The sequence below is a fragment of the Pseudochelatococcus contaminans genome, assembly GCF_014195635.1.
Classification (GTDB): Bacteria; Pseudomonadota; Alphaproteobacteria; order Rhizobiales; family Beijerinckiaceae; genus Pseudochelatococcus; species Pseudochelatococcus contaminans.
This window is the reverse complement of sequence record NZ_JACICC010000005.1, coordinates 148,707-173,614: the sequence shown is the minus strand read 5'-3', so window position 1 is coordinate 173,614 and position 24,908 is coordinate 148,707. Positions and strand designations below refer to the sequence as shown.

22 protein-coding genes and 1 tRNA gene are annotated in these 24,908 nt (G+C 58.6%); 5 read left to right on the top strand and 18 right to left on the bottom strand.

Going from position 1 to position 24,908, the window contains the following annotated elements; all coding sequences use genetic code 11:
- Positions 1-2: 2 nt before the first annotated feature.
- Together FHS81_RS11370 and FHS81_RS11365 are read left to right on the top strand one after the other, a co-directional pair.
- Positions 3-1,109: an ABC transporter permease gene (locus FHS81_RS11370; RefSeq protein WP_183753063.1), complete on the top strand. Its 1,107-nt coding sequence runs from the start codon at positions 3-5 to the stop codon at positions 1,107-1,109.
- 314 nt (positions 1,110-1,423) lie between these two features.
- On the top strand, positions 1,424-2,869 hold the full coding sequence (locus FHS81_RS11365) for a multicopper oxidase family protein (protein WP_183753061.1): 1,446 nt from the start codon (positions 1,424-1,426) through the stop codon (positions 2,867-2,869).
- 213 nt (positions 2,870-3,082) lie between these two features.
- Here FHS81_RS11365 and FHS81_RS11360 read toward each other — a convergent pair whose 3' ends face one another.
- The 6 genes from FHS81_RS11360 to FHS81_RS11335 all read right to left on the bottom strand — a co-directional run bounded on the left by FHS81_RS11360 (position 3,083) and on the right by FHS81_RS11335 (position 11,488).
- Positions 3,083-4,030 carry a zinc-binding dehydrogenase gene (locus tag FHS81_RS11360; protein ID WP_183753059.1) on the bottom strand — a complete coding sequence of 316 codons (948 nt, stop codon included), beginning with the start codon at positions 4,028-4,030 and terminating at the stop codon, positions 3,083-3,085.
- 403 nt (positions 4,031-4,433) lie between these two features.
- Positions 4,434-4,841 carry a barstar family protein gene (locus tag FHS81_RS11355; RefSeq protein ID WP_183753057.1) on the bottom strand — a complete coding sequence of 136 codons (408 nt, stop codon included), beginning with the start codon at positions 4,839-4,841 and terminating at the stop codon, positions 4,434-4,436.
- 72 nt (positions 4,842-4,913) lie between these two features.
- Positions 4,914-8,111 (bottom strand): error-prone DNA polymerase, encoded by a 3,198-nt coding sequence (locus FHS81_RS11350; RefSeq protein WP_183753055.1) that lies wholly within the window; start codon positions 8,109-8,111, stop codon positions 4,914-4,916.
- Complete coding sequence (locus FHS81_RS11345) at positions 8,108-9,631, bottom strand: Y-family DNA polymerase (RefSeq protein ID WP_183753053.1); 1,524 nt, start codon at positions 9,629-9,631, stop codon at positions 8,108-8,110. The genes FHS81_RS11350 and FHS81_RS11345 overlap by 4 nt, the downstream gene beginning before the upstream one ends.
- Positions 9,546-10,307, bottom strand: a complete 762-nt coding sequence (locus FHS81_RS11340) for an ImuA family protein (RefSeq protein WP_183753051.1) — start codon at positions 10,305-10,307, stop codon at positions 9,546-9,548. The genes FHS81_RS11345 and FHS81_RS11340 overlap by 86 nt, the downstream gene beginning before the upstream one ends.
- 296 nt (positions 10,308-10,603) lie before the next feature.
- On the bottom strand, positions 10,604-11,488 hold the full coding sequence (locus FHS81_RS11335) for an NmrA family NAD(P)-binding protein (RefSeq protein WP_183753049.1): 885 nt from the start codon (positions 11,486-11,488) through the stop codon (positions 10,604-10,606).
- A gap of 90 nt (positions 11,489-11,578) precedes the next feature.
- Between FHS81_RS11335 and FHS81_RS11330 the strand changes: the two genes are divergently transcribed.
- A complete protein-coding gene (locus tag FHS81_RS11330) occupies positions 11,579-11,992 on the top strand; it encodes a winged helix-turn-helix transcriptional regulator (RefSeq protein WP_183753272.1) in 414 nt (137 codons plus the stop codon).
- Between the two features lie 319 nt (positions 11,993-12,311).
- Here the strand turns inward: FHS81_RS11330 and FHS81_RS11325 are convergent, their stop codons facing one another.
- The 6 genes from FHS81_RS11325 to FHS81_RS11300 all read right to left on the bottom strand — a co-directional run bounded on the left by FHS81_RS11325 (position 12,312) and on the right by FHS81_RS11300 (position 17,345).
- Positions 12,312-12,968: a hypothetical protein gene (locus tag FHS81_RS11325; protein WP_183753047.1), complete on the bottom strand. Its 657-nt coding sequence runs from the start codon at positions 12,966-12,968 to the stop codon at positions 12,312-12,314.
- 115 nt (positions 12,969-13,083) lie between these two features.
- Positions 13,084-13,350 carry a hypothetical protein gene (locus tag FHS81_RS11320; protein WP_136542343.1) on the bottom strand — a complete coding sequence of 89 codons (267 nt, stop codon included), beginning with the start codon at positions 13,348-13,350 and terminating at the stop codon, positions 13,084-13,086.
- Between the two features lie 9 nt (positions 13,351-13,359).
- The gene (locus FHS81_RS11315) at positions 13,360-13,884 is read right to left on the bottom strand and encodes a hypothetical protein (RefSeq protein WP_136542342.1); all 525 of its coding nucleotides are present in this window, start codon (positions 13,882-13,884) and stop codon (positions 13,360-13,362) included.
- A 24-nt stretch (positions 13,885-13,908) separates the two neighbouring features.
- Positions 13,909-15,042, bottom strand: coding sequence for a hypothetical protein (locus FHS81_RS11310; RefSeq protein WP_183753045.1), 1,134 nt, complete (start codon positions 15,040-15,042; stop codon positions 13,909-13,911).
- A gap of 87 nt (positions 15,043-15,129) precedes the next feature.
- Complete coding sequence (locus tag FHS81_RS11305) at positions 15,130-16,098, bottom strand: hypothetical protein (RefSeq protein WP_136542340.1); 969 nt, start codon at positions 16,096-16,098, stop codon at positions 15,130-15,132.
- Positions 16,095-17,345, bottom strand: coding sequence for an MBL fold metallo-hydrolase (locus FHS81_RS11300; protein ID WP_136542339.1), 1,251 nt, complete (start codon positions 17,343-17,345; stop codon positions 16,095-16,097). Before FHS81_RS11300 ends, FHS81_RS11305 begins: the two co-directional genes overlap by 4 nt.
- 130 nt (positions 17,346-17,475) lie before the next feature.
- Between FHS81_RS11300 and FHS81_RS11295 the strand changes: the two genes are divergently transcribed.
- Positions 17,476-17,736, top strand: coding sequence for a helix-turn-helix domain-containing protein (locus FHS81_RS11295; RefSeq protein ID WP_136542338.1), 261 nt, complete (start codon positions 17,476-17,478; stop codon positions 17,734-17,736).
- 36 nt (positions 17,737-17,772) lie between these two features.
- Here FHS81_RS11295 and FHS81_RS11290 read toward each other — a convergent pair whose 3' ends face one another.
- Together FHS81_RS11290 and FHS81_RS11285 are read right to left on the bottom strand one after the other, a co-directional pair.
- Complete coding sequence (locus FHS81_RS11290; RefSeq protein ID WP_136542337.1) at positions 17,773-18,129, bottom strand: DUF2958 domain-containing protein; 357 nt, start codon at positions 18,127-18,129, stop codon at positions 17,773-17,775.
- 80 nt (positions 18,130-18,209) lie between these two features.
- On the bottom strand, positions 18,210-19,307 hold the full coding sequence (locus tag FHS81_RS11285; RefSeq protein ID WP_136542336.1) for a PGN_0703 family putative restriction endonuclease: 1,098 nt from the start codon (positions 19,305-19,307) through the stop codon (positions 18,210-18,212).
- Positions 19,308-19,444: 137 nt separating this feature from the next.
- Between FHS81_RS11285 and FHS81_RS11280 the strand changes: the two genes are divergently transcribed.
- Complete coding sequence (locus FHS81_RS11280; RefSeq protein WP_183753043.1) at positions 19,445-20,749, top strand: hypothetical protein; 1,305 nt, start codon at positions 19,445-19,447, stop codon at positions 20,747-20,749.
- A gap of 244 nt (positions 20,750-20,993) precedes the next feature.
- On the opposite strand, the gene FHS81_RS11275 is transcribed toward FHS81_RS11280, so the two are convergent.
- From FHS81_RS11275 to FHS81_RS11260, 4 genes are all read right to left on the bottom strand, one after another.
- Positions 20,994-21,308, bottom strand: a complete 315-nt coding sequence (locus FHS81_RS11275; RefSeq protein ID WP_183753041.1) for a hypothetical protein — start codon at positions 21,306-21,308, stop codon at positions 20,994-20,996.
- A 212-nt stretch (positions 21,309-21,520) separates the two neighbouring features.
- The gene (locus FHS81_RS11270; protein WP_183753038.1) at positions 21,521-23,236 is read right to left on the bottom strand and encodes a tyrosine-type recombinase/integrase; all 1,716 of its coding nucleotides are present in this window, start codon (positions 23,234-23,236) and stop codon (positions 21,521-21,523) included.
- Between the two features lie 101 nt (positions 23,237-23,337).
- Positions 23,338-23,411 (bottom strand) — tRNA-Gln (locus tag FHS81_RS11265).
- 711 nt (positions 23,412-24,122) lie between these two features.
- Entirely contained in the window at positions 24,123-24,563 is a 441-nt protein-coding gene (locus FHS81_RS11260; RefSeq protein WP_183753036.1) for a VOC family protein, read from the bottom strand.
- Positions 24,564-24,908 lie beyond the last annotated feature (345 nt).

Below are 24,908 nucleotides of genomic sequence, written 5' to 3'. Positions count from 1 at the left end.
CAATGCTGTCGTCGACTGTCGTCCAGCTTGGCATCAAGGAACTACGCGGTTTGTCGCGCGATGTCGTGATGCTGTTTCTGATTATTTTCTCCTTCACTTTCTCGGTTTATTCGGCGGCGACCTCCGCCCCCGAGACCCTCAACCGCGCAACGATCGCCATCATTGACGAGGATCTGTCGCCGCTGTCCGGCCGCATCGCCACGTCGTTCTATCCGCCATATTTCCTGAAGCCAGGCATGATTACGCATGCCGAAATGGACAGGCGGATGGACGAGGGGCTTGATACGTTCGCGCTCAGCATTCCGCCAAACTTCCAGCGCGATCTGCTGGCCGGCAAGTCGCCGGTCATCCAGTTGAATGTAGACGCGACGCGTATGACGCAGGCCTTCAGCGGTGGCGGCTATGTGCAGAGCATCGTTTCGGGCGAGGTGAGCGAGTTCCTGCAGCGTTACCGCGCTTCGACGGAGCTTCCCGTGGATCTCACATTGCGCGCGCGTTTCAACCCTGAGTTGAACAAAGGCTGGTTCGGGGCTATCACCAGTATCATGAACAGCATCACCATGCTGGCCATTGTGCTGGCCGGCGCGGCGCTGATCCGCGAGCGCGAGCATGGCACCATCGAGCACCTGCTTGTCATGCCGGTAACGCCGATGGAAATCATGGTGAGCAAAATCTGGTCGACGGGCCTTGTCGTGCTTGTCGCTTCAACCTTCTCGCTCGTGGTGATCGCGCAGGGTATCTTGCAGATCCCGCTTCAGGGTTCTCTGGCGCTGTTTTTGCTGGGCACTGTGCTGTTGCTCTTCGCCACGACGTCGCTTGGCATCTTCCTCGCCACTGTTTCCGGCTCCATGCCGCAGTTCGGGCTGATGCTGGTGCTGCTACCGTTGCAGGTGTTGTCTGGCGCATCCACGCCGCGCGAGAGCATGCCGGAATTTGTGCAATACATCATGCTTGCCGCGCCCAACACGCATTTCGTCATTCTCGCGCAGGCAATTTTATTTCGCGGGGCGGGCATCGATGTCGTCTGGCCGCAGCTCGTGGCGCTCCTCGTCATCGGTGCATTGCTCTTCTCTCTGTCTTTGCGGAGGTTCAGGGCGTTCCTGAAATGAATATCGCAGCCCGGGCCATGCACTGCGGGCACCATCGGGATTCTTCCTATTCCGGGAGTTGATGTAATCGCTCGTATTCATGCTGAATAGTATGCCGCCAAATCGGAAAGCCCATGATAATTGCAATGGATTTAGTATTGAAGTTGAGATAGGGAAATATGCAGCATGGCATGCTTTTTTAGATGTATTCAATTGAAGAAATTTCATCATAAACAATGAAAATGAAACGGTAATAAAGCACTGATGTCCGCAGCGTAGATTCAATAATCTGGATTAAACTGGCATTCTCCCGCTGGATAAACAGGATTAATAAGATGAGTCTTAATAGACGGCAGGCATTGGGGGGATTTTTTACGGCTGGTGTCGTTGGCTGGGCCGGCTTTACTGCCTCTGATATTTCCGTCGCGCTGGCTCAGGCATCTCCTCCAGTCGAGCGTCCCCTGTTTCCGCGTCCGGTTCTGCTGGCGGCTGGGGACGAGCTTGTCGCAACTCCGGCGCACCCTGCCTTTGCCCCGCAGGCGGAGGCCTACGGTTATAACGGAAGCACTCCTGGGCCGCTGATCCGCATTCGTAAAGATGAGATGTTCCGGAAGGTCGTTCGCAACGGGCTGACGGAGGAAACCAGCTTTCATTGGCATGGACTGACCGTGCCCACGCTGATGGACGGTCAACCACAGGACGCACTGGCCGCTGGCGCTTCGACGGAAATCGCATTTCCCATTATCCAGCGCGCGGGGTTGAACTGGTATCATCCGCACCCCCATGGCCATACGGGACGTCAGGCATGGAACGGCATGGCTGGTTTTTTCATCATTGAGGATGATGAAGAGAACGCATTGAACCTGCCGTCGGGAGAGGATGAACTGATCCTTGTCCTGCGTGATGCGAAGGTGCAAGGGCTGACCCGGTTGATCTATGAGTTGAACCCGGACGGACACGAGGGTGACTTTCCAGTCGTCAATGGCGTGGCATGGCCGCGCACGACGCTGAATAACCGATTGGTGCGGCTGCGAATCCTGAACGGCGCGAACGCGCGGGTATTTCAGCTGACGTCCAAAGCGCCGATGATCGTGATCGGGAATGACGGGGGCCTCATCGACAAGCCGCACCCGGTGGATATGGTTGAGATGTCCCCCGGAGAGCGTGTCGATTTATTGATGGACCTGCGTCGTGTGCCACCCGGCGCAAGGGTGGGCTTGAACTGCGCCAGCGCAGAGTGGAAGCTCTTGGAAATCAATGTCGTGGCGGCCGAACCCACGAGCTGGGATATCCCCGAGCGCTTGTCCGAGATCGAGCCTCTCGTACATGGGGGCGGAGAACCTGAGCGTACCTTCGTGTTTCAGGAAACGGATCGCATCAATGACGAGCGTTTCGACATGAAGACGATAGCCTTCGCCGTTGAGCAAGGTAAGGTAGAGCGCTGGCGTTTCGCAAGTGCTCGCGGCGCGCCCCATCCGGTCCATGTTCATGGCGCACATTTTCAGATCATCGGCGGGCAGCACACCAATGGCAATCCGCGTCGCGACTACGCGTGGGAGCGCGGCTGGAAGGATACCGTCCTCGTTCGAACCCATGAAACTGTTGACGTGCTTATACGCTTTGACAGCTACGAAGGCCGTTATCTCCTGCACTGCCATAAGCTTGAACATGAAGATCACGGCATGATGCTGAATTTCGTCGTGGCGAAAGACACCGTCGAGGCAATGCGCCGCGCGGAAGTTGAAAACATCTATGGACCAATTTGCTGGCCTACACTTTAGCGGTAGTTTAATGATCTGAGCACAATAGCAGTTGCGGAGACCAGTTGAATCGCCTCGGATCGTAAATATCATGGCGGTTTGGCGGATTATTCTCACCAAACCGCCTTATTATAACTGGGATGACGCTGGAATAAACTAGATGTCCGGGTTTTTATATTTAGATAAAGGTGGTTGAACGCGTGCCGGAAAGCAGGTTAATCCTGCGGCATCAGCTTATCCACCCACTGTAAGGACGGCCTTTCCTGCGAATTTTCTTTTCAGAAGGTCTCGCGCCGTCGCATCGATGTCGGCCCATGGTGCGGTTCTTCCGATGATCGGACGGAGACTTCCATCGGACAGGCGCTGCGCGAGATCGGCAAGAATAGCTGACCCATCAGCCGCGCCCTCCGGCCGCGTCAATTCCTCAAGGAGGAAGAAGCCATAGAGAACCGTACCGCCATATGCCCCCCCGGATTGAAGGCGAAAGCGACGGGAGTCAAAGGTCGTGAGTGCATCCTCCGAAGCATCGCCGAAAAGAACGCAGACACCGCGCGGTGCCAGCCACGTCAACGCCGCACCCAAAAGCGAGCCGCCGACGCCCTCCAGAATGAGGTCGTAGGGCCCGCTCTTTTCGCCGGCCTCGACGCCGACTGCAATCTCGTCCGCGCCAAGGTTGCGCAGGAACTCCGCAGTCGAGCCATCCCGCGCAAAGGCCGTCACGTGGGCACCTGCAGCTGCCGCAAGCTGGATTGCATAAATGCCAACGCCACCCGTAGCCGCCGTGACGAGAACACGGCTTCCGGGGCCGATTGTCTTCTTCTGCAGCGCTACGGCCGCGGTCAGGCCTGCAACAGGGAGGGTCGAGGCCGCTTCGAAGCTTACATCGTCGGGAATTTTGGCGAGTCGGCTGGTCGGCACGGCCACCCGTTCAGCCCAGCCACCGCTCCATACCAGGCCAACCACGCGATCACCCTGGCGGAAGCCGGATCCTTCCGGAGCCGTCTGTACCACACCGGATAAATCCCATCCGGGCCGATCGCCATCGATACCGTCATGGAGCGCACCGCGAACTTCACCATTATTCAGTGAGAAAGCGTGCACTGCGACGATTGCCTCGTCCGGCCCCGCTTCCGGCTCGGCATGTTCGGCCAGAACGAGGCTGATTTCTGAGCCTGTCTTCAAAACAGTAATAGCTTTCAATGCAGCACTCCCCGGTTCAATAGTCGATAAAACTTATATCTCGTGGTGTATTTAAGCATTCGGAACGATGGTTATATCGGTCAAAGAAAAAAATTTACTCCGCAGCCTGTTTTATAAGATCTGTTGCAACTTTCGGGTAGGGCACACCACGACATCCGATGCACACCGACCACGACTGCCCCCCAGAAAGTTGCACGCTTCGCCGTGAAGCCAGCGACCGCGGTCAGGATACTGCGTCAGCATCACCATAGACAAGGTAGGAAGATAACGTCCTTCAGGTTGGTTCGCCAGACTCTGCTGCAAAGGCAGAGCTGGTGGCCTCCTTGCATTCGCATTGATGCGTCGCTTGAAACGGCAGCCGTCCGTGAAGCGCTTCGTGACCGGCTCACGCGGGAATGAGCTTCAGGGACGAGTGGCTGGCAAAAATCTCAAGTACGATGTCAAAGAACGTCTGTCCGGACCCGTCTTCGAGTGCCTGCAATTGATCGGCGATCCGTTTCCTGTTGAAGCCTCCCGGCCCATCGAGTTTTTGTGAAAGCCATTTGCGTGTGGTAGCCAGCCCGAGGTCGTGACGGCTCTTTTCAATGTTTATCCAGTGCAGATGAACAAGTCCGGCGCCTTTCGCAGTGCCGTACGCGCCGTAAAGCAGGTCATCCAGCGCATCGAGGCTGTGGCCGAGCGTCCAGTCTTCGTTGGCCATGAACACCCGATTGATTTCCGCATAGAAACCCGGAATATCGTCGAAGTGCGCGGCATCGATGGTCAGATGCACAACATGGCTCGTGTTCGTCATCTTCCCTCCTGATCGAGAAAACTATTTTTCTGGCGGCCTCGTCTCAATGTTTTCTCCGGCGCGTATGGCACTTTAGCGGAAATCCCGTGTCTTGACCGTGATCCCCCGGCTTTGCGAGCCCGGCGAGGGTGAACCATGCCGGAATTCGTCGCGTTTGCCGACGCTGGCAAGGTCGCGTGACAGGTCTGTGATCCGATATGCCACCAGATGCACGACATTGCCTTCGCGCTGGATGCGGCCCTTCACTGCGATCATAGAGGCCGTCAGGATCGTTCTGCGGAACTGCTCGAACACCTTTGTCCAGACCACGATATTGGCGATGCCGGATTCATCCTCCAGCGTGATGAACATCACGCCCTTGGCCGAGCCGGGGCGCTGGCGAACCAGAACGATCCCGGCGGCCTCCAGCCAGCGGTGATCGTGCGATTTCATGGCCTCAGCGCAGGTGACGATCCGACGCCTTCCAAGATCGGCGCGCAGAAAGGCGATCGGATGTCGGCGCAGCGATAGACCGGTGTGTCTGTAGTCCTCGACCACTTCGCGCCCGGCCGTCATGCGTCTCAGGGCGATGGCGGGTTCATCGGCCTCCGCGATTGTGACGCCTTGGCGCGCAGACGCGGCGGCAAAGAGCGGCAATTCTTCGTCGTGCAGCCCCTTGATCGCCCAGAGTGCCTCGCGGCGGGCCAGCCCGAGGGCAGGGTGGAAGCCATCGGCCTCGGCAAGCTGCGTCAGAGCGGCGACCGGAACACCGGCCCGCCACCACAGATCCTCGACCGAGGTGAAGGGATCGCCGGTTCGCGCCGCGACGATAGCGGCGGCATTGGCATTGGACAGCCCCTTGGCCATGCGCAATCCAAGGCGGACCGCAAGGTGGGCATTGTCACCTGTCGGCTCCAGCGTACAATCCCAGCGGGAGGTGTTGACACAGACGGGCCGGATCTCGACGCCGTGGTCGCGGGCATCCCGCACGATCTGGGCAGGGGCATAGAAGCCCATAGGCTGGCTGTTCAACAGCGCCGCACAAAAGGCGTCAGGGTGGTGGCACTTCAGCCATGCCGAGGCGTAGGCGAGCAATGCAAATGATGCGGCGTGGCTTTCGGGAAAACCATAGCTGCCGAAGCCTTCCAACTGCCTGAAAATACGCGCAGCGAAGTCAGCCTCATAGCCGCGGGCGACCATGCCTGCGATCAGCTTGTCACGAAAGGTCGAGACACCGCCCGTCATCTTGAAGGTAGCCATGGATTTGCGCAGCAGATCAGCCTCACCCGGGGTGAAGCCCGCACATTCGATGGCGACGCGCATTGCCTGTTCCTGAAACAGCGGCACGCCGAGGGTCTTGCCCAGTACCTTTTTCAGTTCGGGAGTCGGGTAGTCGACCTTCTCCTTGTCCTCGCGACGGCGCAGGTATGGATGAACCATGTCGCCCTGGATCGGCCCGGGCCGGACAATCGCAACCTGCACCACCAAATCGTAATAGGTGCGGGGCTTCAAACGCGGCAACATGCTCATCTGCGCTCTGGACTCGATTTGAAATGTGCCGAGCGTGTCGGCCTTGCAAATCATGTCGTAGGTGGGCGGATCTTCCGCCGGGATCGTCACCAGATCGAGTGCAACACCCTTATGCTCCGCAATGAGGTCGAGCCCCTTGCGCATGCAGGTCAACATGCCGAGCGCCAGCACATCGACCTTCATAAAGCGCAGGGTATCGATGTCGTCCTTGTCCCACTCGATGATCTGGCGATCCGCCATGGCCGCAGGCTCGATGGGCACAAGGTCATCCAGCCGGTCATGGGTGAGGACGAAACCGCCGGGATGCTGCGACAGGTGCCGCGGTGCCCCGCGAAGCTGCACCGCCAGTTGGAGCGTCAGCCGCAGCCGTCGGTCTTCGGCGTTCAGGTTGAGCGCGCGCAGGTCCTGATCGGTGATGCCGTCGCTCCAACGGCCCAACTGGGTGGACAGCGTCTGGATCAGGTCTTCCGGCAAGCCCATCGCTTTGCCGACATCGCGCAATGCGCCTTTGGATCGATAGCGGGTGACGGTCGCTGTCAGCGCGGCGCGGTCGCGGCCATAATGGTTGTAGACCCACTGGATGACTTCTTCGCGCCGTGTATGCTCGAAATCGACGTCTATGTCTGGCGGCTCCCGCCTTTCCTCGGAAATGAAACGCTCGAACAGCAGATCGTTGCGGGCGGGATCGATGGCGGTGATGCCAAGGACGTAGCAGACGACGCTGTTGGCGGCCGATCCTCTTCCCTGACAAAGGATGCCGCGCGACCGGGCAAAGCGGACGATGCTGTGGACGGTCAGGAAATACGGTGCGTAATCGAGCTTGCTGATCAGGCCCAGCTCATGGCGCAGCGTCGCCGCCACCTCGTCCGGGACGCCCTCGGGATAGCGTTTGGCCGCGCCATGCCACGTCAGTTGCTCCAGCGTTTCCTGCGGGCTCAGTGCCGGATCGTCGCGCTCCTCAGGATATTGATAGCGCAGTTCATCCAGCGAGAAACGGCAACGTTTGGCGATCTCCATCGTGCGCGCCACAGCTTCGGGCCAGCGGGCGAACAGGCGATGCATCTCGGCCGGAGGCTTCAGGTAGCGGTCGGCATGGCGTTCGCGCCGAAAGCCAAGGGCCTCGATGGTGGTGTTGTGGCGGATCGCCGTCACCACGTCCTGCAGCATGCGGCGGCCGGGTTCATGGAACAGCACATCGTTGGTGGCCATGGTCGCTACGCCGATCCTCTGCGCCAGTTGCGATAGTTCCCACAATCGCATCTGGTCGTTGGGCCGCCGGCGCAGGGTCAGCGCCAGATAGGCACGGTTGCCGAAGGCATCGCGCAGGCGGCGCAGGCGCAACCCGCACTCATCGTCGGCCAGCTCCGGCACCATGATCACGATCAGCCCGTCGCCATAGGCAACGAGATCGGCCCATTCGAGATGGCATTTGCCTTTGCCGGCCCGCCCCTTGCCGAGAGTCAGGAGACGACACAGCCGCGACCATGCCGCGCGGTCGGTTGGATAGACCAGCACCGACATGCCGCAGGCAAGATCGAGCCGGCAGCCGGGGATCAGCCGGACGCCTGTTTCCTTCGCCGCCTCATGCGCGCGGACGATCCCCGCCAAGGTGTTGCGATCGACCACCGCCAGCGCCTCGATCCCCATCAAGGCAGCAGTGGCGAACAACTCCTCGGCCGAGGACGCGCCGCGCAGGAAGGAGAAATGGCTTGTCACCTGTAATTCTGCGTAACGCAGGCCATTCCGCTGAGCCCTCGTCATCCGAAAACTCCATGCAGGAACCAGCGATGTGAGCCTGTGGCCGCATTCTCACCATCGCCGGCGCGGAAGACCCAGAAACGCTGGCCAGATTCATCTTCGAGGCGGAAGTAGTCGCGCACCGCAACGAGTTCAGCATCGCTTTTCCACCATTCCCCGAATACTCGCTCGGGGCCATCGGCTCGCTTGACGCGCCGGCGCACGCCCCGCCATGCGATCCAGTTCGGCGGATGGTCGGGCAATAGCGCCATGGTCTCGATCGGCTCGGGACGGGGCAGAAGACGCGCTGGGCGCGGCCAATGGTCCGGCCAGCCTGCGCCGGTGTCCTCGGCCAATGCCGGGATGCGGCGAACCGATCGTTCCGGCACGTCGCTGGCGACCGGGGCGAAGCGATAGATCGCTTTTGCGCCGACGCGGTTGGCGAGCGTGTCGATCAGGCCAGACAGGTCGGGCTCTGCCGGTGCGATCAGGCTGTTCGGTGCCTGCTTCGCGATCAGAGGTTGGGCAAGGGGGACCGCCAGCGTCATGATCTCGATGCCGAGACCGGGGTCGATGGTTTCGATCCTGTCGCAGAGCAGGCGGTTCAGGTGCTTGGGGTCGCGCACCGGCCGCGCCAGCCCGATGCGAACGGTCTCAACGCGATTGTCGACCCGGTGGCAGAGCAGATCGAGACGGCGCGCACCAAGACCCCGCTCTTCAAGCATGGCGCAGAGCACCATGACCAGCTTGCCGATATAACGCGCAATTGTCTCGGGAGCACCGATGGGTTCGGCAAAACTGCGCCGCACCTCGATCATGTCGTCGGGCCGCAGAGGGATGATCGGCTCGGCCGCATGGCCAAGAGCCTGATCGAGCCGGCGGCAGAGTTCGGGTCCGAAGCGGCGGGTCAGCGGCGAGCGCGGCTGCGCGAGAACGTCGCCGATGGCAACGATTCCCAGATCGCGCAGGCCGGCAGGGAGGGCAGCCGGAAGCCGCAGTGCCTCCAGCGGCAATGGCGAGAGAACGGAAGCAGTTTCACCGGGCGGTGCGATGGCGATAGCATTCGCCCCATAGCGCGCAAGTGCATGGGCCGCTCCCCAGCTATCGGCAATGGCTACGCGGGCGCGGACACCGGACATGGCAAGCCGCCCGACCAGCGCCTCCAGCATCGCGGCCTCGCCGCCGTGCAGATGGTCGGCGCCCGTCGAGTCGATGACGATCCCGTCCGGTGCGTCGACTGCGACGATGGGCGCGATCCGCTGCAACACCCACAGCGCCAGCCGTTCGAGGCCTTCCGCATCGGCCCGCGGATTGGCCGGTTCAATCGCCAGCCCCGGCACCAGCGCCTGCGCCTTGGTCACGGGCATGCCGACCCGTAATCCGAGCGCTCGCGCAGCCGCATCCACCGCCGTAACCACGCGGCGGTTGCGATCCCGCCCCGCAATGATCAGCGGCGCCTCAGCCGGCGGCGCTGTGTCGCCAGCCTTCCGCCGCAGCCGGTCTGTCGGCCATGTCGGCAGGAAGACCGAGATGACCCGAGCCATCGCACGCCTCCACTTCTAATTCGAGAGATTCACCACCCCGCGCCCGAATGAGTTCGATAAGCCAGCGCCCGCGCCCGACGCCGGGCACCGGCAGGGCTGCCGAGGGCAGGGCCGAGATGCGCCATCGCGTCATCGCCGCGGTCGGTTGTCCAAAGTCGCTGGCCTCGGACTGTCTCTGCCAGCGCCTCAAGGCAAGGCCGATGACGCCGCTTTGCTTCGCGGCCAGATGCAGCCGCCGCGAAGCCGTCATCGGCAGTCGCGCGATATCACCGACGACCGCTCCAAGTCCGCCATGGCGCAACCCTTCTTCCATGCAGGCCAGAACGGACTTGTCGTCTCCGGCCTCGACATGGATCACCCTGTCAGGCATGAGGCCGGACTGTTCGAGGCCGGGCGCAAAGAGATCCTGCCGGAGGACGCACCACAGCACCTTGCCCTGCGTCCGCGCGGCGATGCCAGCGACGAAACACGCGGCTGCCGTACCATCCAATGCACCATTGCCGCCGCCCGCAATCTCATGCAGGCAGCCAAGCGCCAACCCGCCGCCCGGCAGCCTCAGGTCCAGCCGGGGAATACCGAAAGGCATCACTTCGCGCATACGCGCGCCGCCTCCCTCAAGCTGCGAGACGCGCGCGCGAAGGGCCGCAAGGGCTGGATTGATGACGCGCTCGTTCATGCCGAGGGGAAATTCCGAGTCTATCCAAAGGCAAATCCTACTACAATGTTCATTATTTGTTCCATCTTTGCATGAGAGTCAATCCGACTCCTGGCCGGTGTAAACCGAAGCCTCGACAGAGCCATAAAAACTGCCGGCATGCGCGCATGCTCAGAGCAGGGCTGCTTCACCTTGGCGACAATGGAGTCGGCTGCCCCTATGTCCCGAAGTACGACTTTGAGCAGCAGGACTTGCGGTTGGTTTCCCGCCAGTCGGCTATGAAACGCTATCACTTTAAAGAGGATGAAGGCGGGTCATTAGGCTGATGTTCGCAAGGCTTCATCAAGCGACTTGCGGCCATTGCCAGCGAGCCATGACCTAAAAGTGAGCAGGTCGGGGTTTATTTCGCGCATGAGTTTCAGGTCGACCTGCTCGGCAAGCGGCCCATCTTCCAGGCTTTTCGCCATATGCGCGAGATCCGTGTTTGCCGCGAGAACATCGTCGGGAAAACGTTTATAGGTTATAGGGCGGCCGGCTGCTTCGCTGATGATGACCTCAAGCTCGCGCCCGGTCAGCCGGTCGCTTGCGAGCTTAAGCGTCCTGCTGCCAAAGCGGGGTTTGTCGGCAAGAGCGGCAGCAACAAACCTACCGATGTCTTCCACGGCGGTTAGCTGAATAGAATGCTCAGGTCGGATCAATGACATCAGCCGGCCCTCATCCAGACCGAGGCCGGGTCGCACTAGCATTTCCATGAAAATCATCGGCCGGATGATAGTCGTAGTCATGGCGAGTTCTCGGACATGCGCTTCGATACGAGGCTTGGCATCGAAACGCGGAACACCTGTCAGTTCACTCCCCACACTGGCGCCCGACGAATATACAAAATGGCTGATGTTGGTTTGTGCAGCGATATCCGCAATCGAAATACCGTGCCGGACTTCATTCTCGGCAGTCAGATTGGCTGGCAGCACGCTAAAGACACCATAGGCATCTTTCATCGCTGAGCGGATAACATGGGTCTCTTCAAATGAACCCTGCACAAGCTCGACGCCTGCATTCCGCAATTGCAGGGACGCAGCTTTCGTGGAATCCAGAACAAGTGCGCGAACAGGCCATCCCGCCTTCAACAAGGCTTTAACGACAGATCCTCCCTGCCTTCCGGTCGCGCCAAAAACCAAAATGGGGTGCTTGCTATTGGTCACTTGGAAACCCTCGCGTTGAACAAGGGCTATCCATATATACCAATGCAGCTCCGTCGGAAGACGGCACATTTTTCAGCTTCAGGCACAAGGATGATACCCTTGGACGAACAGATCGATGCCGCCACACTGCGCGAACCGGAGAACGGCAGACAATTCAGACCCATCCCGTCAAACGGGGTCTGCAGCCTGCTGAGTGATAAATGGACTTTGCCGGTTATTTGGCGTCTTTCCCTCGCGGAAGGCCATCAGCTCCGCTTTTCAGTATTGAGAAAAGAGGTCGGCACAATCACCCAGCGCATGCTGACACTCACGCTGCGCAATCTTGAGCGCGAAGGATTTGTTACACGCCACTATTTCCCCGAAGTGCCGCCGCGTGTTGAGTATGAGCTGACGGAGATCGGCCACGGAGCTTTGCGCGCTCTTGAGGGATTCAACTTCTGGGTTCACGATAATCTGAACGTCATCAAGGCACACAGGCGCGCTTACGACCGAACGGAGCTGTAAATCCCGATTCCGAACCTAGCTTCAATACTTGGTTCCGCATTCGTGGAGAATGCAGACAAGAATAGCCACCAGGGTACGTCCGAAAAAGGCAGTTTTGGGATTTGGCGAGAATTGGCTGGGGAACCTGGACCCTGCACAGCCAGCTTTCAAGTCTGAAAAACTCAATGAAATCAGTGCATCACGATAGGAAATGGTTTGAGAATTGTAGCAGTCAATTGGATCACTGCAAGAGGCTGGCTGATCAATCTGTCTCGTCTGGAACCAGAGGGGCGAAGGATCGCATCACGATTTTGCCCAGCACATCGGTAATGATCAACGGCTACTCGCTCTTCCGAAGGATGTCGTGGCATACGTGCCATATCTCCTGAGAAGCTGGCCAGTCTGGCTCAGTTGAGCACATGCCCCGATCGTACAAGAACCCATCAAGTAGATCACGCTTGGCGCAAGCAATGTCTGCCTCCGGGGAGCCCAGCCCTCTACAGTCGGCATTCGCCTCTACCGCCAGCTTGACCAATTCAGCCGTTGTGGGGATTTGAGTGTCTATCGACGCATCCGAACCGCATCTATCGAAACGTTTGCCGTCAATCACGAAGCTGTTGCGGGAAACGGCTTTGAACTCCAGGATTGTACGGCTGTCGTCGCCTTCTCCCGAGCACTCAGCGACCGCTTTGACCCTTTGCCCTGTTCGGGAGACTTTTTGTATTCCGCAAAGAAGCTCAAAATTGTTGGTGTAGGTGCTCTTCGAGATTGATCGGGTCCAAACCCCGATCCAACCGCTATAAGCTTCACCGGCCTGATCGTCGCTCTCACTCAAAAGGCAAAACCTGGTGTCTGCGGCATAGAGGCCGTCGTTGAATGGCAGTTGCTCCATTGCTGTGCTCGGACCGCCTATGAACACGCTGGCTAGCAGGGCTCCCACCAAGCCGGTCGCTTTGGCCGGTAGCATTCTTGTCATCGGGTTCCGTAGCAAACTCATGTTAACTCGCTCGTTGCAATGGTTTCTCGTGGTATGGCTCGTTCAGGCAATGCCCGCGCCCACGTATTCACGTCCGTCTTGTTTGAATTGCCGTGTATGCGCATGTCGTTGATCGCTATCCCAAAGGTCTGGCTCCCTTGTCGTAGAGGTAGACGGTGACGGCAAACTGCCAGTCTCGTTCGGCTCTCAGCAGCGCCTCCCGCACCGTCGTATCGACTGAATCCAGCACATGGAAATAGGCAGGGTCGGCCTCCGCTTCCTCTAACACGAACCAGAGGTGCCCGTGCGGGCCTTTGGCGTTGTCATGGGCAGAGGGCTCAAAAACGGCATCACATTCTGGGGTGCTGCGATCCGTTCGGTGATCGATGATGTTGCCAAGCATGATGCTGTCCTATTGGAGCGGAGCGGGTGAGACGCCGGAAACGACCGATAGAAGGAACTGGACGATTTCTGCTTCCGACATGATGGCCCGATTATAGGCCATCCCCTCGACCCCAACAGCGGGACCGTTAAATGACCCGATGACCCGCCCGTTTTTCGTCGGTCCGTCTAGGGCAATGAACTGGATGGAAAACTCTTCGTTTTGCTGCGTCAGAGGGTCCTTGCCGCCTGCCCGCATCACGAAAATACCCACATCGACGGGCTCCCAGGAAATTTCGTAGTTCAGCCCTTCCAGATACTGCGTCATCTGCCGAAGCGTGATGCGCGCACTGACATAGGGGGTCGCCGCCGCAACCTGTCTGCTGAACATTTCCTGCGTCGGCTGACCTCCGGGAAGCATATTGGAAGCGCGAACCTGGGCGATGCGCGTAGCAGCATCCGGACCGAAGACGGCCTTATAACCGGAAGCACCAATGGTAACGATGGCGGCGATGAGCAAAGCCCCGCGCCAGGACTGAATAAACTGGACGTTCATGGAGATATCCTGAAATGAAGGGGTTCAGCCGGAAATCGGCTTCCAATGGTCGATCCGAAGCCAACGATTGCCGGGAACGCCCTTGGTCGCGGCCTGCCCCCTGTAGCGGGTGCCGTCACTGGCGCGTGCCTCGACGGTGTAGAAAACCAGAAAGTCCCCGTCGAAATAGACGTCATAAGCCTCGATCAGCCGGCCTGTGCCGGATGAAACGCAATCGATGTCCTTCTTCGATGGCGTGGTTTCGACATGCTCTCTGTCGATGACGGTCGTGCCGATGCCGGATACCTCAACCTCGAACAGTTCGCTCCCGGTCGCATTGGCGAGGTAGAGCGGCACATAGCCATGCGTCCACTGCTTGCCGAAGTAGAGGGCGACGGGGAACGGGCAGTTCATCAGAGGGATTGTCTCAGGCCACTCATAAGCTTTTCGGTAGGCGACCTCATAGGGGACGTCGGTGAAATCCGGCATGAATGCCTCGCCGTTTCCGACGGCGTCCGTCGTGCCGATGAAAAGCCGGGCCTTCTGTTCACGGCAAAGCGCAAGCGCCTGCTCAAGTTGCGGGCGCTCTGCCGAAGCAAGCGGTTCGGTTTCCACAAACTCGGCCAGCACATTAGCGGATCGCAGCATTTTGCCGATTTCGCGTTGCTGCTTTTCCAGAATCGCTTGCGCTTCAACCGGATTGCTGAGTGCACGAAGGTAGACCACGACGTTCTTAGACCTTGCCCACTTGTCTCGGGCTGCTTCTTCGGGGTCTTCAAGACGGATAACTTCCAGCCCGTCTTGCGAGATAGGCGAAAAACGTTGTCCGGCGAACGCCTTGGTCGTGGCGATCAGCACAGTGGCTCGCTCGCGGCCAGCTGCCTTCCGGGCAGCGCCATAGGACGGGCGACGGCCTGAACCATCCTCCAATTCCGTAAAGATTGCGACGACAACACCCCGCTTTTCCTTCAGCCACCGATTGGCTGAGTGAAGCTGGACAAGAATATCCGGTCCCGCATCGGACATCCCGTCCGTATCGAACTGGCTAAACAAGGGAACGGGCTGTTCAGCCTCGTCTTCGGCCCAATGGGTGATGAGCGGATATGTCTCGGCGACGGCACCACCTGCCTGACGAAAATAGACGACAACTTTCATGGGCTTCCCATCGTGATTTCTCATAATGCGGCCCCCTCTGATGATGAACCGCCCAACGTATTCACGTCAGCCCGTTTTGAATTGACTCGAAATTGCAAGAAAGTCCCACTGTTACCGATTGAACACAGTCGCTCGGGTTGGATTGCCGATGGCCCGTACCCTTGAGCGCGAAAGAACCTTCTCCACTTTCCCGAGATGCACTTGCCATGTATCGTCATCCCGCTGCGCCCTGTCGAACCCGTAGATGATGAGATGGGGAAGCGTGTCGACAACGGGTGCTTGTCCGGTCTCGGCAATCTGGTGGATAACCGGTGCAAGGCTACGGACGGAGTTGTCCCCGAATGCCTGGGCACGCATCTCGTTGAAGCGAATAAGCGCCTTTGCCGTTTCCAGATACCCTGCCGATAGCTGGGCTTGGTAAGCTTTCAATGCCTTCTCGTAATCCGCGATCTGGCGAACCACATCAGGAAAGTTGTCGCCGCTGGCCCGCAGCGCCGAGTTGGTGAAGTGCTTGGCTTCGTAAAAGCGGACTGTCGGGACACCGTTCTTGTCCGTCATTGCGATTGCCGCATCGATGCGGTCTTGCGTACGGTCTGACGAAACGACCTCTTCATCGCCATCATCACCCGGCGAGGACAGGCGCGTGAGGGCGATCTCTACATCGATCACATCGGGATTGCCAACGAGCATGGGATGAAGGCCAGCCTTTTCCATCCCCGCATATCGTGATGCGGCCCTGCACATGTCGTTCAGAGTTTCCATGCCCAAGTACGTTTGTTGAAGCAGGTCGCGGGCATCGAACTGGAACTCACCTCGCTCCAACGCAACATAGGTCTGCGCGGGTTTGACGAGATATTTCGCGTGGGTGAACGGGATAACCTGTCCGGCTTTCCAGTCGATACGAAAGATGGACGCGCCTCTATGATACGCGTTGATGGAGTTGCGCCGGACGGCAAGAACAAGGTCGGGATGCTGGAGCACGTCACGCCACCAACTGCCTGTGCTATCGTTCGCCAGTTCTTCCAGCGCATCCAGGAAGGCCTGTTCGAGGGTGCGGTGCGGAGCAACAACAGGCGTCATGCGGCGATCTCCCACCAATCGCCGTCGTTCTTCTGTTGTGCGATGGTTCCGAAGTGTTCAGGGAAGCGGTGTGGTTCGAACGTATGGATCGGCACCAGCATCCGGGGGGCTATTGCTCCGACGAGGCGCTTGAGGTCGGCGATACTGGCATGGCCTGAAGTGTGGGCATGTTCGAGGCGGATGCCGCGCGCATTCAGCGCTTCGGATACCTGCATGCCCTTTTCTTGCTTCAGATATCCATCCCACTGCGACCAGATGGCGACCGCCCCTTCCAGACATTCGGCCCTGTCGAGATCAGACAGCATGGCAGGACGAAACAGGAAGGCGGCTTTAGGAGCGAGCGCTTTCAAATCCTCCGCAAAGATGCGGTTGGTCTTGTGAGGTTCGAGGAGGTCGAAGCGCTCGGTCTGCTTGATGCGCACACGCTGGTAATGCGGCACATAGACGGCCATGTTCGGCCAGTCCGATTGCGGTATGTTGGCATTGCCGGTCGCACGTAGCACTTCGGCTGCATACAGATCGATAACCAACGTGCGGCCTGTCCGCTTGCAGGCGCGGTACAGGCTTACCATCCGGTCGATGTTCTGCGCGGATGCCGCCACAAGCGCCATGCCGGGTATTGCCTTGAAAAGCTCAAGAAACTTTAACTCGATCTCGGTTTCGGTTGGAAATTTATGCTCGGCATCCAGCCGCCCAAGTGTCGAACCTTCCATCAACAGCGCATCAATGTTGCGAGGCGGGTTCGCGACCAGCTTTTCGAATAGGGCGGCCTTGCGCCCATGAGCGCGGAAGTCGCCGGAATAAAACAGCTTCTTGCCGTGAGCCTCGACCTCAAAGGCATAGGCGTCATAGGCCGAGTGATCGACCAGATAAGGTGTCACCTTGAAGTGGCCGAACGACATGGGTGTCCGGTCGCGAAGCTCCAGGGTGTTTTCGGGGACATAGGCTCGCGGCAAGAACGGTGCCGCCGCCTGAAAGATGCGATGGGTTGCGGCTCCCAAGGCGACGGGCAGTTCCTTGCCCGCAAGATGCGCCAGCCCCCAGTGATCGAGATGCCCATGCGACAGGACAAGCGCCCGAAGAGAGTCTTGTCCGTCCAGGCCGTCGATAGCGGGATGAACGGAAATATCCTCTGGATCGCCATCCAGGGGCAAGCCCAGATCAAGCAAAAGCCTTTCACCACCAGCTTCTAGCTCGATGCATGAACCACCGATTTCCTTCGTGCCACGATGAACTTTGACCCGCATTTACCCTCCCGTTCAACCAGGGAGGACATGGCTTAGTGATAGTTCGCTCCGCTTGGTCGGGCGCAACCTAAAATATTCATGTGGCTATAGCCAGTGGTTTCTTTGGCAACATGAATGCTGTCATCGTCCGATGAACGGACGGGCGCTGGTCGCATGGAATCTCAGGCGGATAAGAGTCGGCCAAGGCATCTCGCAAGAGAAGTTGGCCGCCGACGCTGGCGTTGATCGTGCATATCTGGGTGGGTTAGAGCGGCAGGCGGAAAACCCGACCGTTGACTTGTTGGACAAGGTGGCCGCCGCGTTGGCTGTGTCCGTGAGCGATTTTTTTTCGATGCCGGGGCCGGATGAACAGCCGCCGAAGCCGCTACGGAGTGGGCGAAGAAAGGAGTGACCCGTGCCTACAAGGCTGCTTGAGCAAGAAAGTAGCTCAGCACGTTGAAGGCCGACCCTTTTCCCAAGTGTGCTGGAGATGAACAGACAGCGGCTCGGTCGGGGCAAAAAAGCGGTCCCGCTCGACTGGGAGCCCTAGACGGCCCCGGATGCTGGCAATTTCCGAAAGTGAGACATAGCCGAGTTCCGGCGAGCCAAGCCCAAGGTCGCAAAGACCGAAAGCGAGATCGGGATTGTCGGGGTTGAGTTCGGTAAGCAGCCAGGTGGCACTGGCGTCGGGGGTGAAGAGCTTGACGACGGGGATCGGATCGAAGCCCGGCTGGCTGCGGCTCTTGTGACCGTTGAGGATAAGCTGGCGACGAAGGGCGACGGTCAGCAATGTGGAACGTGGCATGGCGATGCTCCGGGACAAGGGGCGAGAATGTGGCGATGAAAGATGGGGCGGTGGAGCGGGATGGGCTCCACCGATCTTGATCAGGCGGCGACCGTGGCCGCGGTAGTACTCCTGGAAGAACTGATCTCCGGTGTCGTTAGCAACTCGATCCCGGCCTGATCCTCGGCGTCGAGATAGGCGTCGATCAGCTGATCGATTCGGGCGAAATCGGCGTAGCGCTGATGAAGGCGCTGGGCATAATCAGCCTCTCCGGCAGTGCCGATGGCTTCGATGAAGCGCTCCAGGAAGATGCCCGCAAAGGGAGGCTGACCCAGTTCCGGTTTCTTGAGGTGGCGGGCATAGGCCGCGATCCCGTTCTGGGCATGCCAGTTCAGGCGGGGTGCGATGACGATGAAGTGGCCCTCATCATAATGGCCGCGCTGGATCATGCTAGCTGCAAGCAGGTGCTCCCGCCATAGCTGCTGGCATGGGCTGGACCTCAGACCAGAAGCATTGGGGTCTTTGTACAGGCCTGATTGCTCGGAAAGCCTGTCGAGATGGGGCCGGGTCGGCTGCGTCGTTTCTTGGAGGGTTTCGGTGTATTTCTGCTCAACGAAGACGAACCCGCGTCGGCCATCCTCAGTGCGGTAGCGAACCAGGGCGTCGGCTGCGGTGTAGTCGGCGGAAAAGGCCGGGTTGCCGCGTCCGGGGCTATGCTCGAAGAGGATGTTGGTCACGGTTCCGGTGAAGCTTGGCAGCACCAGCCGCATGACGCTGGTGGCAAGCTCCAGATCGCGTTTGAGCGGGCCGAAGAGATTGAAGACCAGCGGCATGGATGAAAGCAGATTGCGGAAGAGACGGTCGGCGTCGATCAGTGCGCCGATCTCGCGATAGACCAGTTCGCGACGAACCAGGGAGGCAATGGCCGGATCGAGGAAGTTGGCCCCGGCGCGGCCTGCCGACATGGTGAGGCGGGAGCCGATCTGGCGCGTTTCCCCTGACGGACTGCGGTGGCGACCGACGGGCAGGTTCTGGTCCTGCCGCCAGAGGGATTGCAGCAGGCGGGCAGCGGCGGTGAACCTGGAGGCATCGGGCTCCAGGCAGTGATGCTGGCGCAGGATGTCCTCAGGGATCAACGGGATGGTTTCGTTGACGTCGTCTTCGATGACATGGGCGGGCTTGACAGTGGCCTTCGGCATGGTGGGAAAATCCTCGATCTCGGAAATGAACGAGGATGATTCAGACGAGCCAGATGCAAGTTGCTATGAATCGTTGATGAAGTAGCCGAATTGACACTAATCGAGTACGCTACGATTGAGCAGTGAATAGGTATCTGATGCCAGTAAGCCGGGACAGCAATAAGCCGAAAAAGCCGCGTCGCGATGGCCAATCAGGAACCTTTGGCATAGGAAACTCCGGCATAAGACGGAGCGATTTTCTTTCGAATGACGATTATGCGCGGGCGGTCCACGAAGCCGGAGGACCTGGGCCAAATGAACGGTTTGTTGCGGATGGATTAGGAGAACATACACGTCTTTTGCAGGCGATCCATGGGGTCAATCGCGATGACAGGCAAGAGCTTTTCCAAGCAGAGCTTGCAAGGGAGATTGGGGACCGGCCCCATGTCTTTGTGAAAAAATGGAAGGGTCGCCTCCGGGGCGGCTATCTGAAGGCCAGTGCACTGCCTGAAACCGTTCTGGAAACTCGCCACAACGCTGATGGGGCGGCCCGGCAAGTTCTTATCATGCCGAAATCAGACCAGGCGTCACGGCTGATCGATGAGGCCGAGTTTGCAGAATTGTATTCCGCATGCGAGTTCGCACATGAGTTTGGGCTGCCGCTCGATACGATGATCACCGTTACATGGTCGCTCTTGGGTTGCCGGAGCGACGACGAAGTGAAGAAAGGCTTTCAAGCGCTGCTAAAATGCATTGGGGATTGGTTGGGACAGCGAGGTTGGCCGTGCGCATACATCTATTGCCACGAGAACAGCGCTATGCTCGGTCTTCATTCGCACATCGCGCTGCATGTGCCGGGCGGCACCGTGGCCGGACGTTCGTCGCTCGGCTTGAAGCAATTGTCCGCCATGGAGCATCCCAGGCGGCAGTTTAAGGCCTACTTGAAGAAGTGGGTGGAGCGGCGGTTCGGGGGTGTCGTCAAAGGTGCTGTCCGGACCACAGGAGGCTTGGTGGAGCAGCCTTGGCTTGCGTTCCTTCGTCTCGGCTACATGACGAAAGGCTTCGAGCGTGGTGTCTTGGTCCAATCTGCGAAGTATGCCCCCGATTGTCGTGATGTTTTCCTGGGAGACCTCATACCTTTCCGATGGCGAGACCCTGGTCCCGTCAGCGTGAAGCGGTGCGGCGTCTCGCAGAGTTTGGGGCCAACCCAGCGACGAACGGGTGTGCCAGGTGGCCTGGAGCGGTTCTATGCCGATCCGGTGAAACTTAGAGGCGACTTGAAGCTAGCGGGGGTATCTGCTGTTGATCTTGGCACGGCATGCTCCGATCTGGAGAGTTGGATGAAAGCGGATCGACGCCCAGCAAAGCCAAAGCGGTTTCAATCTGCCTATGAACGGGGGAGCCGCGACGTTCGCGAGCTGTATCCGCAGGATTTCGTAGACCGATTGAACCTGTACCGTTGACGAACTGATCATTACGGCAGGTAGGCTTGGCTGCTTAGTCTGCCAGTTTCATTTTTGGCAGATCAAGGGGTTTCGGCAAGTCGAAATAAGCGTTTATTTATAGGTATTTAAGTGACTTCCTGAATCAAGCATTTGTGACTATCTGCGCAATCTCGTCCCGCAGGATGAAGGTGCCTGGGGGCTGACGGCGCACATCCGATTTGAGATTAATGGCGGCTTGAGCCGGCTCTCAGATTTTCGAGCCTTAATAGGTTTCGAAACCCGGCTCCTGCGACGGCATTTGCACGATGAAGGTGGTGGAATCATCGACGGCATCGAGAGGCTGGCCCTTTGCGAGGCCGGCCTCCCGGATTATGCGGATGAAGACAGCGAGACCAAGGTTGGCGCCCTTTTTGCTGCTGTCGTCGCGACTGACCTTGCCGGTCGAGGGCCAGAAATTGAAGACTTGGACCTTGAGATGAAATGGCGAATGGCGCACGAACTTGACCCCGGCGCGGGTCAGCGCGGCCTCGGCTTCGGCCATGGCCTGGGTGGCGTCGATGCGGCGTTTGGCTGGCATGGGCTTCTCTCCTGGGTTGGTTTCCCTGCTTTTGATTTGTTTCCTGATTGAAGGATCAAGGTATGCAGAGAGGGAATGGAGGGAGAGGGAAGAGAGAATGATTGGATCGATGGGATCGATCGTTCTTCCCTTCGGGATAAAGTCAGGAGCGGCCAGCTTCGCCAGCCGACTTTTTGCCTACACCCGGAGCGTTTCGGGTTCCACGTGCAATTTCAACAGTCGTTATAAAGGTGTGCCAGGGCAAGTCCCGACTTGATGGCCTCTATCGCGGCGGCAAGCTGTTGCAGGCTTGATCCCTTGGTGTATCGCGCCGTTTCCCCAGGTGTGCTGTGACCTGTCAGATGATCGATGACGAGCGTCGAAACGTCAGCCTGGTGCATCAAGGTCGTCGCAGTATGCCGAAGGGAATGGAAATCGAGGTTCTTGCGATAAACGCCGATGTCCTGCCGGTAGCGGGTGAACCATTTGGTAAAGCCATGGCCGAGCTTGTCGTCCGCTCCGCCGGGTTTCAGGGCCGGAAACACCGGCTGTGATCCCTTTCCAAGCGTTTTGATGTAGGTCAGGAAGCCCATGCGGATCAGCTCGCTATGGATCGGCACCTTCCGAACGGCATTCTTGTTCTTCAACTGACGCGGCGGACGGTCGTTGATATCGAAAAATGGAGTGCCATTTTCTTCCCGGATATCATCGGTGCGAAGCTGGCAGATTTCCTCCAGCCGCATGCCGCTGAATAGGGTGATGAGCGGTATCCAGAACTTATCGTCCCGGATGATTTGCTGACCAGGCTGTGAGCGACGGCCTGCGGACAAGCACCCAGACCAGACGGGGGAGCCGAACAAAGCCTTGAGTTCGGTGCCGGACCACTGCTCCCGCTCATCGACGGCCCTTTTCACAGCGGCGAATCTGAAGCCGGAGAAGATGTTTTCCGTGGCCTTACCGGTTGCGATTGCCTCACTCCACATCGCGGAAAGAGCTGAGAAATGGCGCTTGATGGTTTTCTGCGTCAGCAGCGGTTGTTTCCGCTCGTCCGGCAGTTTTTCATAGGCGCGGATGATATCTTCGGGTGTAAAATTCTTGTAGGAAGCGGCCTTGCCGTAGTCGGAAGGCATACGTTCCGCCGTGGTGCGGAATTGGGCGGCATCCGCCCGCGTGTACTGGTTTACCGGCTTGTTTCCGCAAATCTGTTCGAAGAGGCGGTATGTGGCATGGGCCTGGTTGCCTGTCTGCTGACGCCAGTCGCCGCGACGAATCTGATCTTCGATGTAGCCGGGATAGACCGTCGAAAATAGTGGCTCTGCCTGCGCCCCCGATTGCATCTGATGAGGGGGTGAGGCTGTAGGAGGAACTTCTACCAAAGCTTGGCGAAGCAGCTTGCTCTTGGGCTCGAACTCGAAGTCGCCTTCATATCGGGCTTTCAGTGCTTCTGCGAGATCGATTCCGGCCCGGTGAACGACTTCCTTGCATTGATGCCGTTCTGCTTCGTCAAGATCGCTCCAGGTCAGCCCGACCATCCGCGCCGTCATCTGCGCGGTGGTGATGCCGTGATCCAGCATATTGCCACCAAGCGACTTCTTCGTCTGTTGGGCGACATCACCCCAGTACCTCGCGCGGGCGGCCCGACCATCTTCGGTGAGATACATGCCGGATGCTCGCACCGTGCGTTCTCGTTCCAGGACGTGGTTGTAGAAACTCTGGGCAAGGAGGGCGAGTTGATCCTGGGTAAGCATGGGGTTTGCGCGGGCCGTTTCGAAGAGTTGTTCGGAGAGCCAATATAGCTCATCTGCTCGTAGCCGCGCGTCCTTGGGACCGCAAGCGCCGAGGCTGCGAACCAATTCGCGTCGTTTCAGCCTGTCGCGCAAATCTGCCGGGACGGCTCGTCGGAAATGAAATATGCGTCCGCGCCGGACGATATTGGAAGGAGCTGCCACGCCGCTTCGCTCTCTTTGTAGCAGCGGTTTGTAGCAAAATGCTTCATCCCGCCTCAGGTGGCGCGAGGCACTTTAATGATTTCAATTGCTTAGGAGGAAGATGGCTGGGGAACCTGGATTCGAACCAGGACTGACGGAGTCAGAGTCCGCAGTTCTACCGTTAAACTATTCCCCAACAATCAGCATGTGTCTGAAGATTCTATACCTTCACTTAATACACGCTGGAAGCGACAACGTCGCTCCGTCTGACCGGGGTTTAATTAGATGGGACTGGATCGCCCGTCAAGCGCTATGCGGGATTTTTTTGCCGAAGAACGATGGATAACTCGTTTGCTGTGTAAAACTGGCCTGGCTGTCGATTGCTGACTTCAGGGGATGCGCCCATAAGTTTCTGTCGGAAATGGGTTTTCGATGTTGACGTAGCGCCTTGCGCTGTGGAGAAGCCAGGCCCTTGCTTGATGGGCTTAATGCCACGCTTTCGATGATCGTTTACCTATGTCATGACATACAGCTCGCGAAAGGTGCCTGAATCGTCGGTGGTCGAGGCTGGTGCCGGACGTGAATCCTCTTTTCCGAATGAAAGGCCGGAAGATCCAGGGAGATCGCAGAAAAATGCAAGAAGGGTTGGATATGCCTTCAACTTTTGAACGTTCGCGCAATTGCAGCCGGTCCAGCTTTGGCGCAAGGCGCTTTCTCACTGTTGCGGTGGTTGTTTTAATGACTGCTGCCATGGCCGGATGCGCCGCGCCACAAAAACAGAGTCGCAGCCGCGGCGTCGGAAAGCCTCCGCCGGAGCAGGCTGCGGTGGTCTACAGTGGCCATAACAGGCCCGGATCGCTGATCACTCCGGACAACGATCCGTTCGCTGCTCGATAGCGCTGGCGGTTCACCACTCGCCGATGTTGGGGAGGCTTGTCCACGGCTCCTGCGGGGGCAGGGCATCGCCTTCCTGCAGGATTTCGATGGAGATGCCGTCTGGCGAGCGGATGAAGGCCATGTGTCCGTCACGGGGTGGGCGGTTGATGGTGACGCCGGCTTTCGCCAGTTTGGCGCAGGTCGCGTAGATATCGTCGACGCGATAGGCAAGGTGACCGAAGTTGCGGCCGCCTGTATACTCTTCGTCGTCCCAGTTCCATGTCAGCTCCAACTCCGGGGAGCGGCGTTCCTGCACGCTTTCGACATCGCCCGGGGCGGCGAGGAAAATCAGGGTGAAACGACCGGCCTCGTTTTCAACGCGGCGCGTTTCCACAAGCCCGAATTTTCCGACGTAAAAATCCAGCGCCGCATCGAGATCGCGCACGCGAACCATGGTGTGAACATAACGCATCAGTGTTGCCTTTCCTGCATCGGTCCAGAGCCCGTTCAAGCTTAAATGGGCATAGCGCGCGTTCTTATGAAATCGAACCGGCGTTCAATTAACCCAATTCCGGTGGACAACTGATGACCGAGGGCAAAAAAATCTCCCATAATTGCCTCTTCGAAAGAATGTAGCGTCATCTGTTCGTTTGAGTTCGAATGCATGATCCGGCCGCATGAGAATGGACTATGAGATGGCGGCGCACCCAGCGCCGCCTTACTGCTTGAGCAGCCTTGTTTCGAGCGCCTCTGGGCGATGTTTTCGGTGTTGTCTGTCGGCGTCCCGGCGGTTCCGGGTAAAAGCAGGCCATTGGTT

Coding starts and splice junctions, on each gene's coding strand:
- FHS81_RS11370 (WP_183753063.1), top strand. CDS start 3: ATGCTGTCGTCGACTGTCGTCCAGCTTGGCATCAAGGAACTACGCGGT.
- FHS81_RS11365 (WP_183753061.1), top strand. CDS start 1,424: ATGAGTCTTAATAGACGGCAGGCATTGGGGGGATTTTTTACGGCTGGT.
- FHS81_RS11355 (WP_183753057.1), bottom strand. CDS start 4,841: ATGACGAACACGAGCCATGTTGTGCATCTGACCATCGATGCCGCGCAC.
- FHS81_RS11350 (WP_183753055.1), bottom strand. CDS start 8,111: ATGACGAGGGCTCAGCGGAATGGCCTGCGTTACGCAGAATTACAGGTG.
- FHS81_RS11345 (WP_183753053.1), bottom strand. CDS start 9,631: ATGGCTCGGGTCATCTCGGTCTTCCTGCCGACATGGCCGACAGACCGG.
- FHS81_RS11340 (WP_183753051.1), bottom strand. CDS start 10,307: ATGAACGAGCGCGTCATCAATCCAGCCCTTGCGGCCCTTCGCGCGCGC.
- FHS81_RS11330 (WP_183753272.1), top strand. CDS start 11,579: ATGATACCCTTGGACGAACAGATCGATGCCGCCACACTGCGCGAACCG.
- FHS81_RS11325 (WP_183753047.1), bottom strand. CDS start 12,968: ATGAGTTTGCTACGGAACCCGATGACAAGAATGCTACCGGCCAAAGCG.
- FHS81_RS11320 (WP_136542343.1), bottom strand. CDS start 13,350: ATGCTTGGCAACATCATCGATCACCGAACGGATCGCAGCACCCCAGAA.
- FHS81_RS11315 (WP_136542342.1), bottom strand. CDS start 13,884: ATGAACGTCCAGTTTATTCAGTCCTGGCGCGGGGCTTTGCTCATCGCC.
- FHS81_RS11310 (WP_183753045.1), bottom strand. CDS start 15,042: ATGAGAAATCACGATGGGAAGCCCATGAAAGTTGTCGTCTATTTTCGT.
- FHS81_RS11305 (WP_136542340.1), bottom strand. CDS start 16,098: ATGACGCCTGTTGTTGCTCCGCACCGCACCCTCGAACAGGCCTTCCTG.
- FHS81_RS11300 (WP_136542339.1), bottom strand. CDS start 17,345: ATGCGGGTCAAAGTTCATCGTGGCACGAAGGAAATCGGTGGTTCATGC.
- FHS81_RS11295 (WP_136542338.1), top strand. CDS start 17,476: ATGAACGGACGGGCGCTGGTCGCATGGAATCTCAGGCGGATAAGAGTC.
- FHS81_RS11290 (WP_136542337.1), bottom strand. CDS start 18,129: ATGCCACGTTCCACATTGCTGACCGTCGCCCTTCGTCGCCAGCTTATC.
- FHS81_RS11285 (WP_136542336.1), bottom strand. CDS start 19,307: ATGCCGAAGGCCACTGTCAAGCCCGCCCATGTCATCGAAGACGACGTC.
- FHS81_RS11280 (WP_183753043.1), top strand. CDS start 19,445: ATGCCAGTAAGCCGGGACAGCAATAAGCCGAAAAAGCCGCGTCGCGAT.
- FHS81_RS11275 (WP_183753041.1), bottom strand. CDS start 21,308: ATGCCAGCCAAACGCCGCATCGACGCCACCCAGGCCATGGCCGAAGCC.
- FHS81_RS11260 (WP_183753036.1), bottom strand. CDS start 24,563: ATGCGTTATGTTCACACCATGGTTCGCGTGCGCGATCTCGATGCGGCG.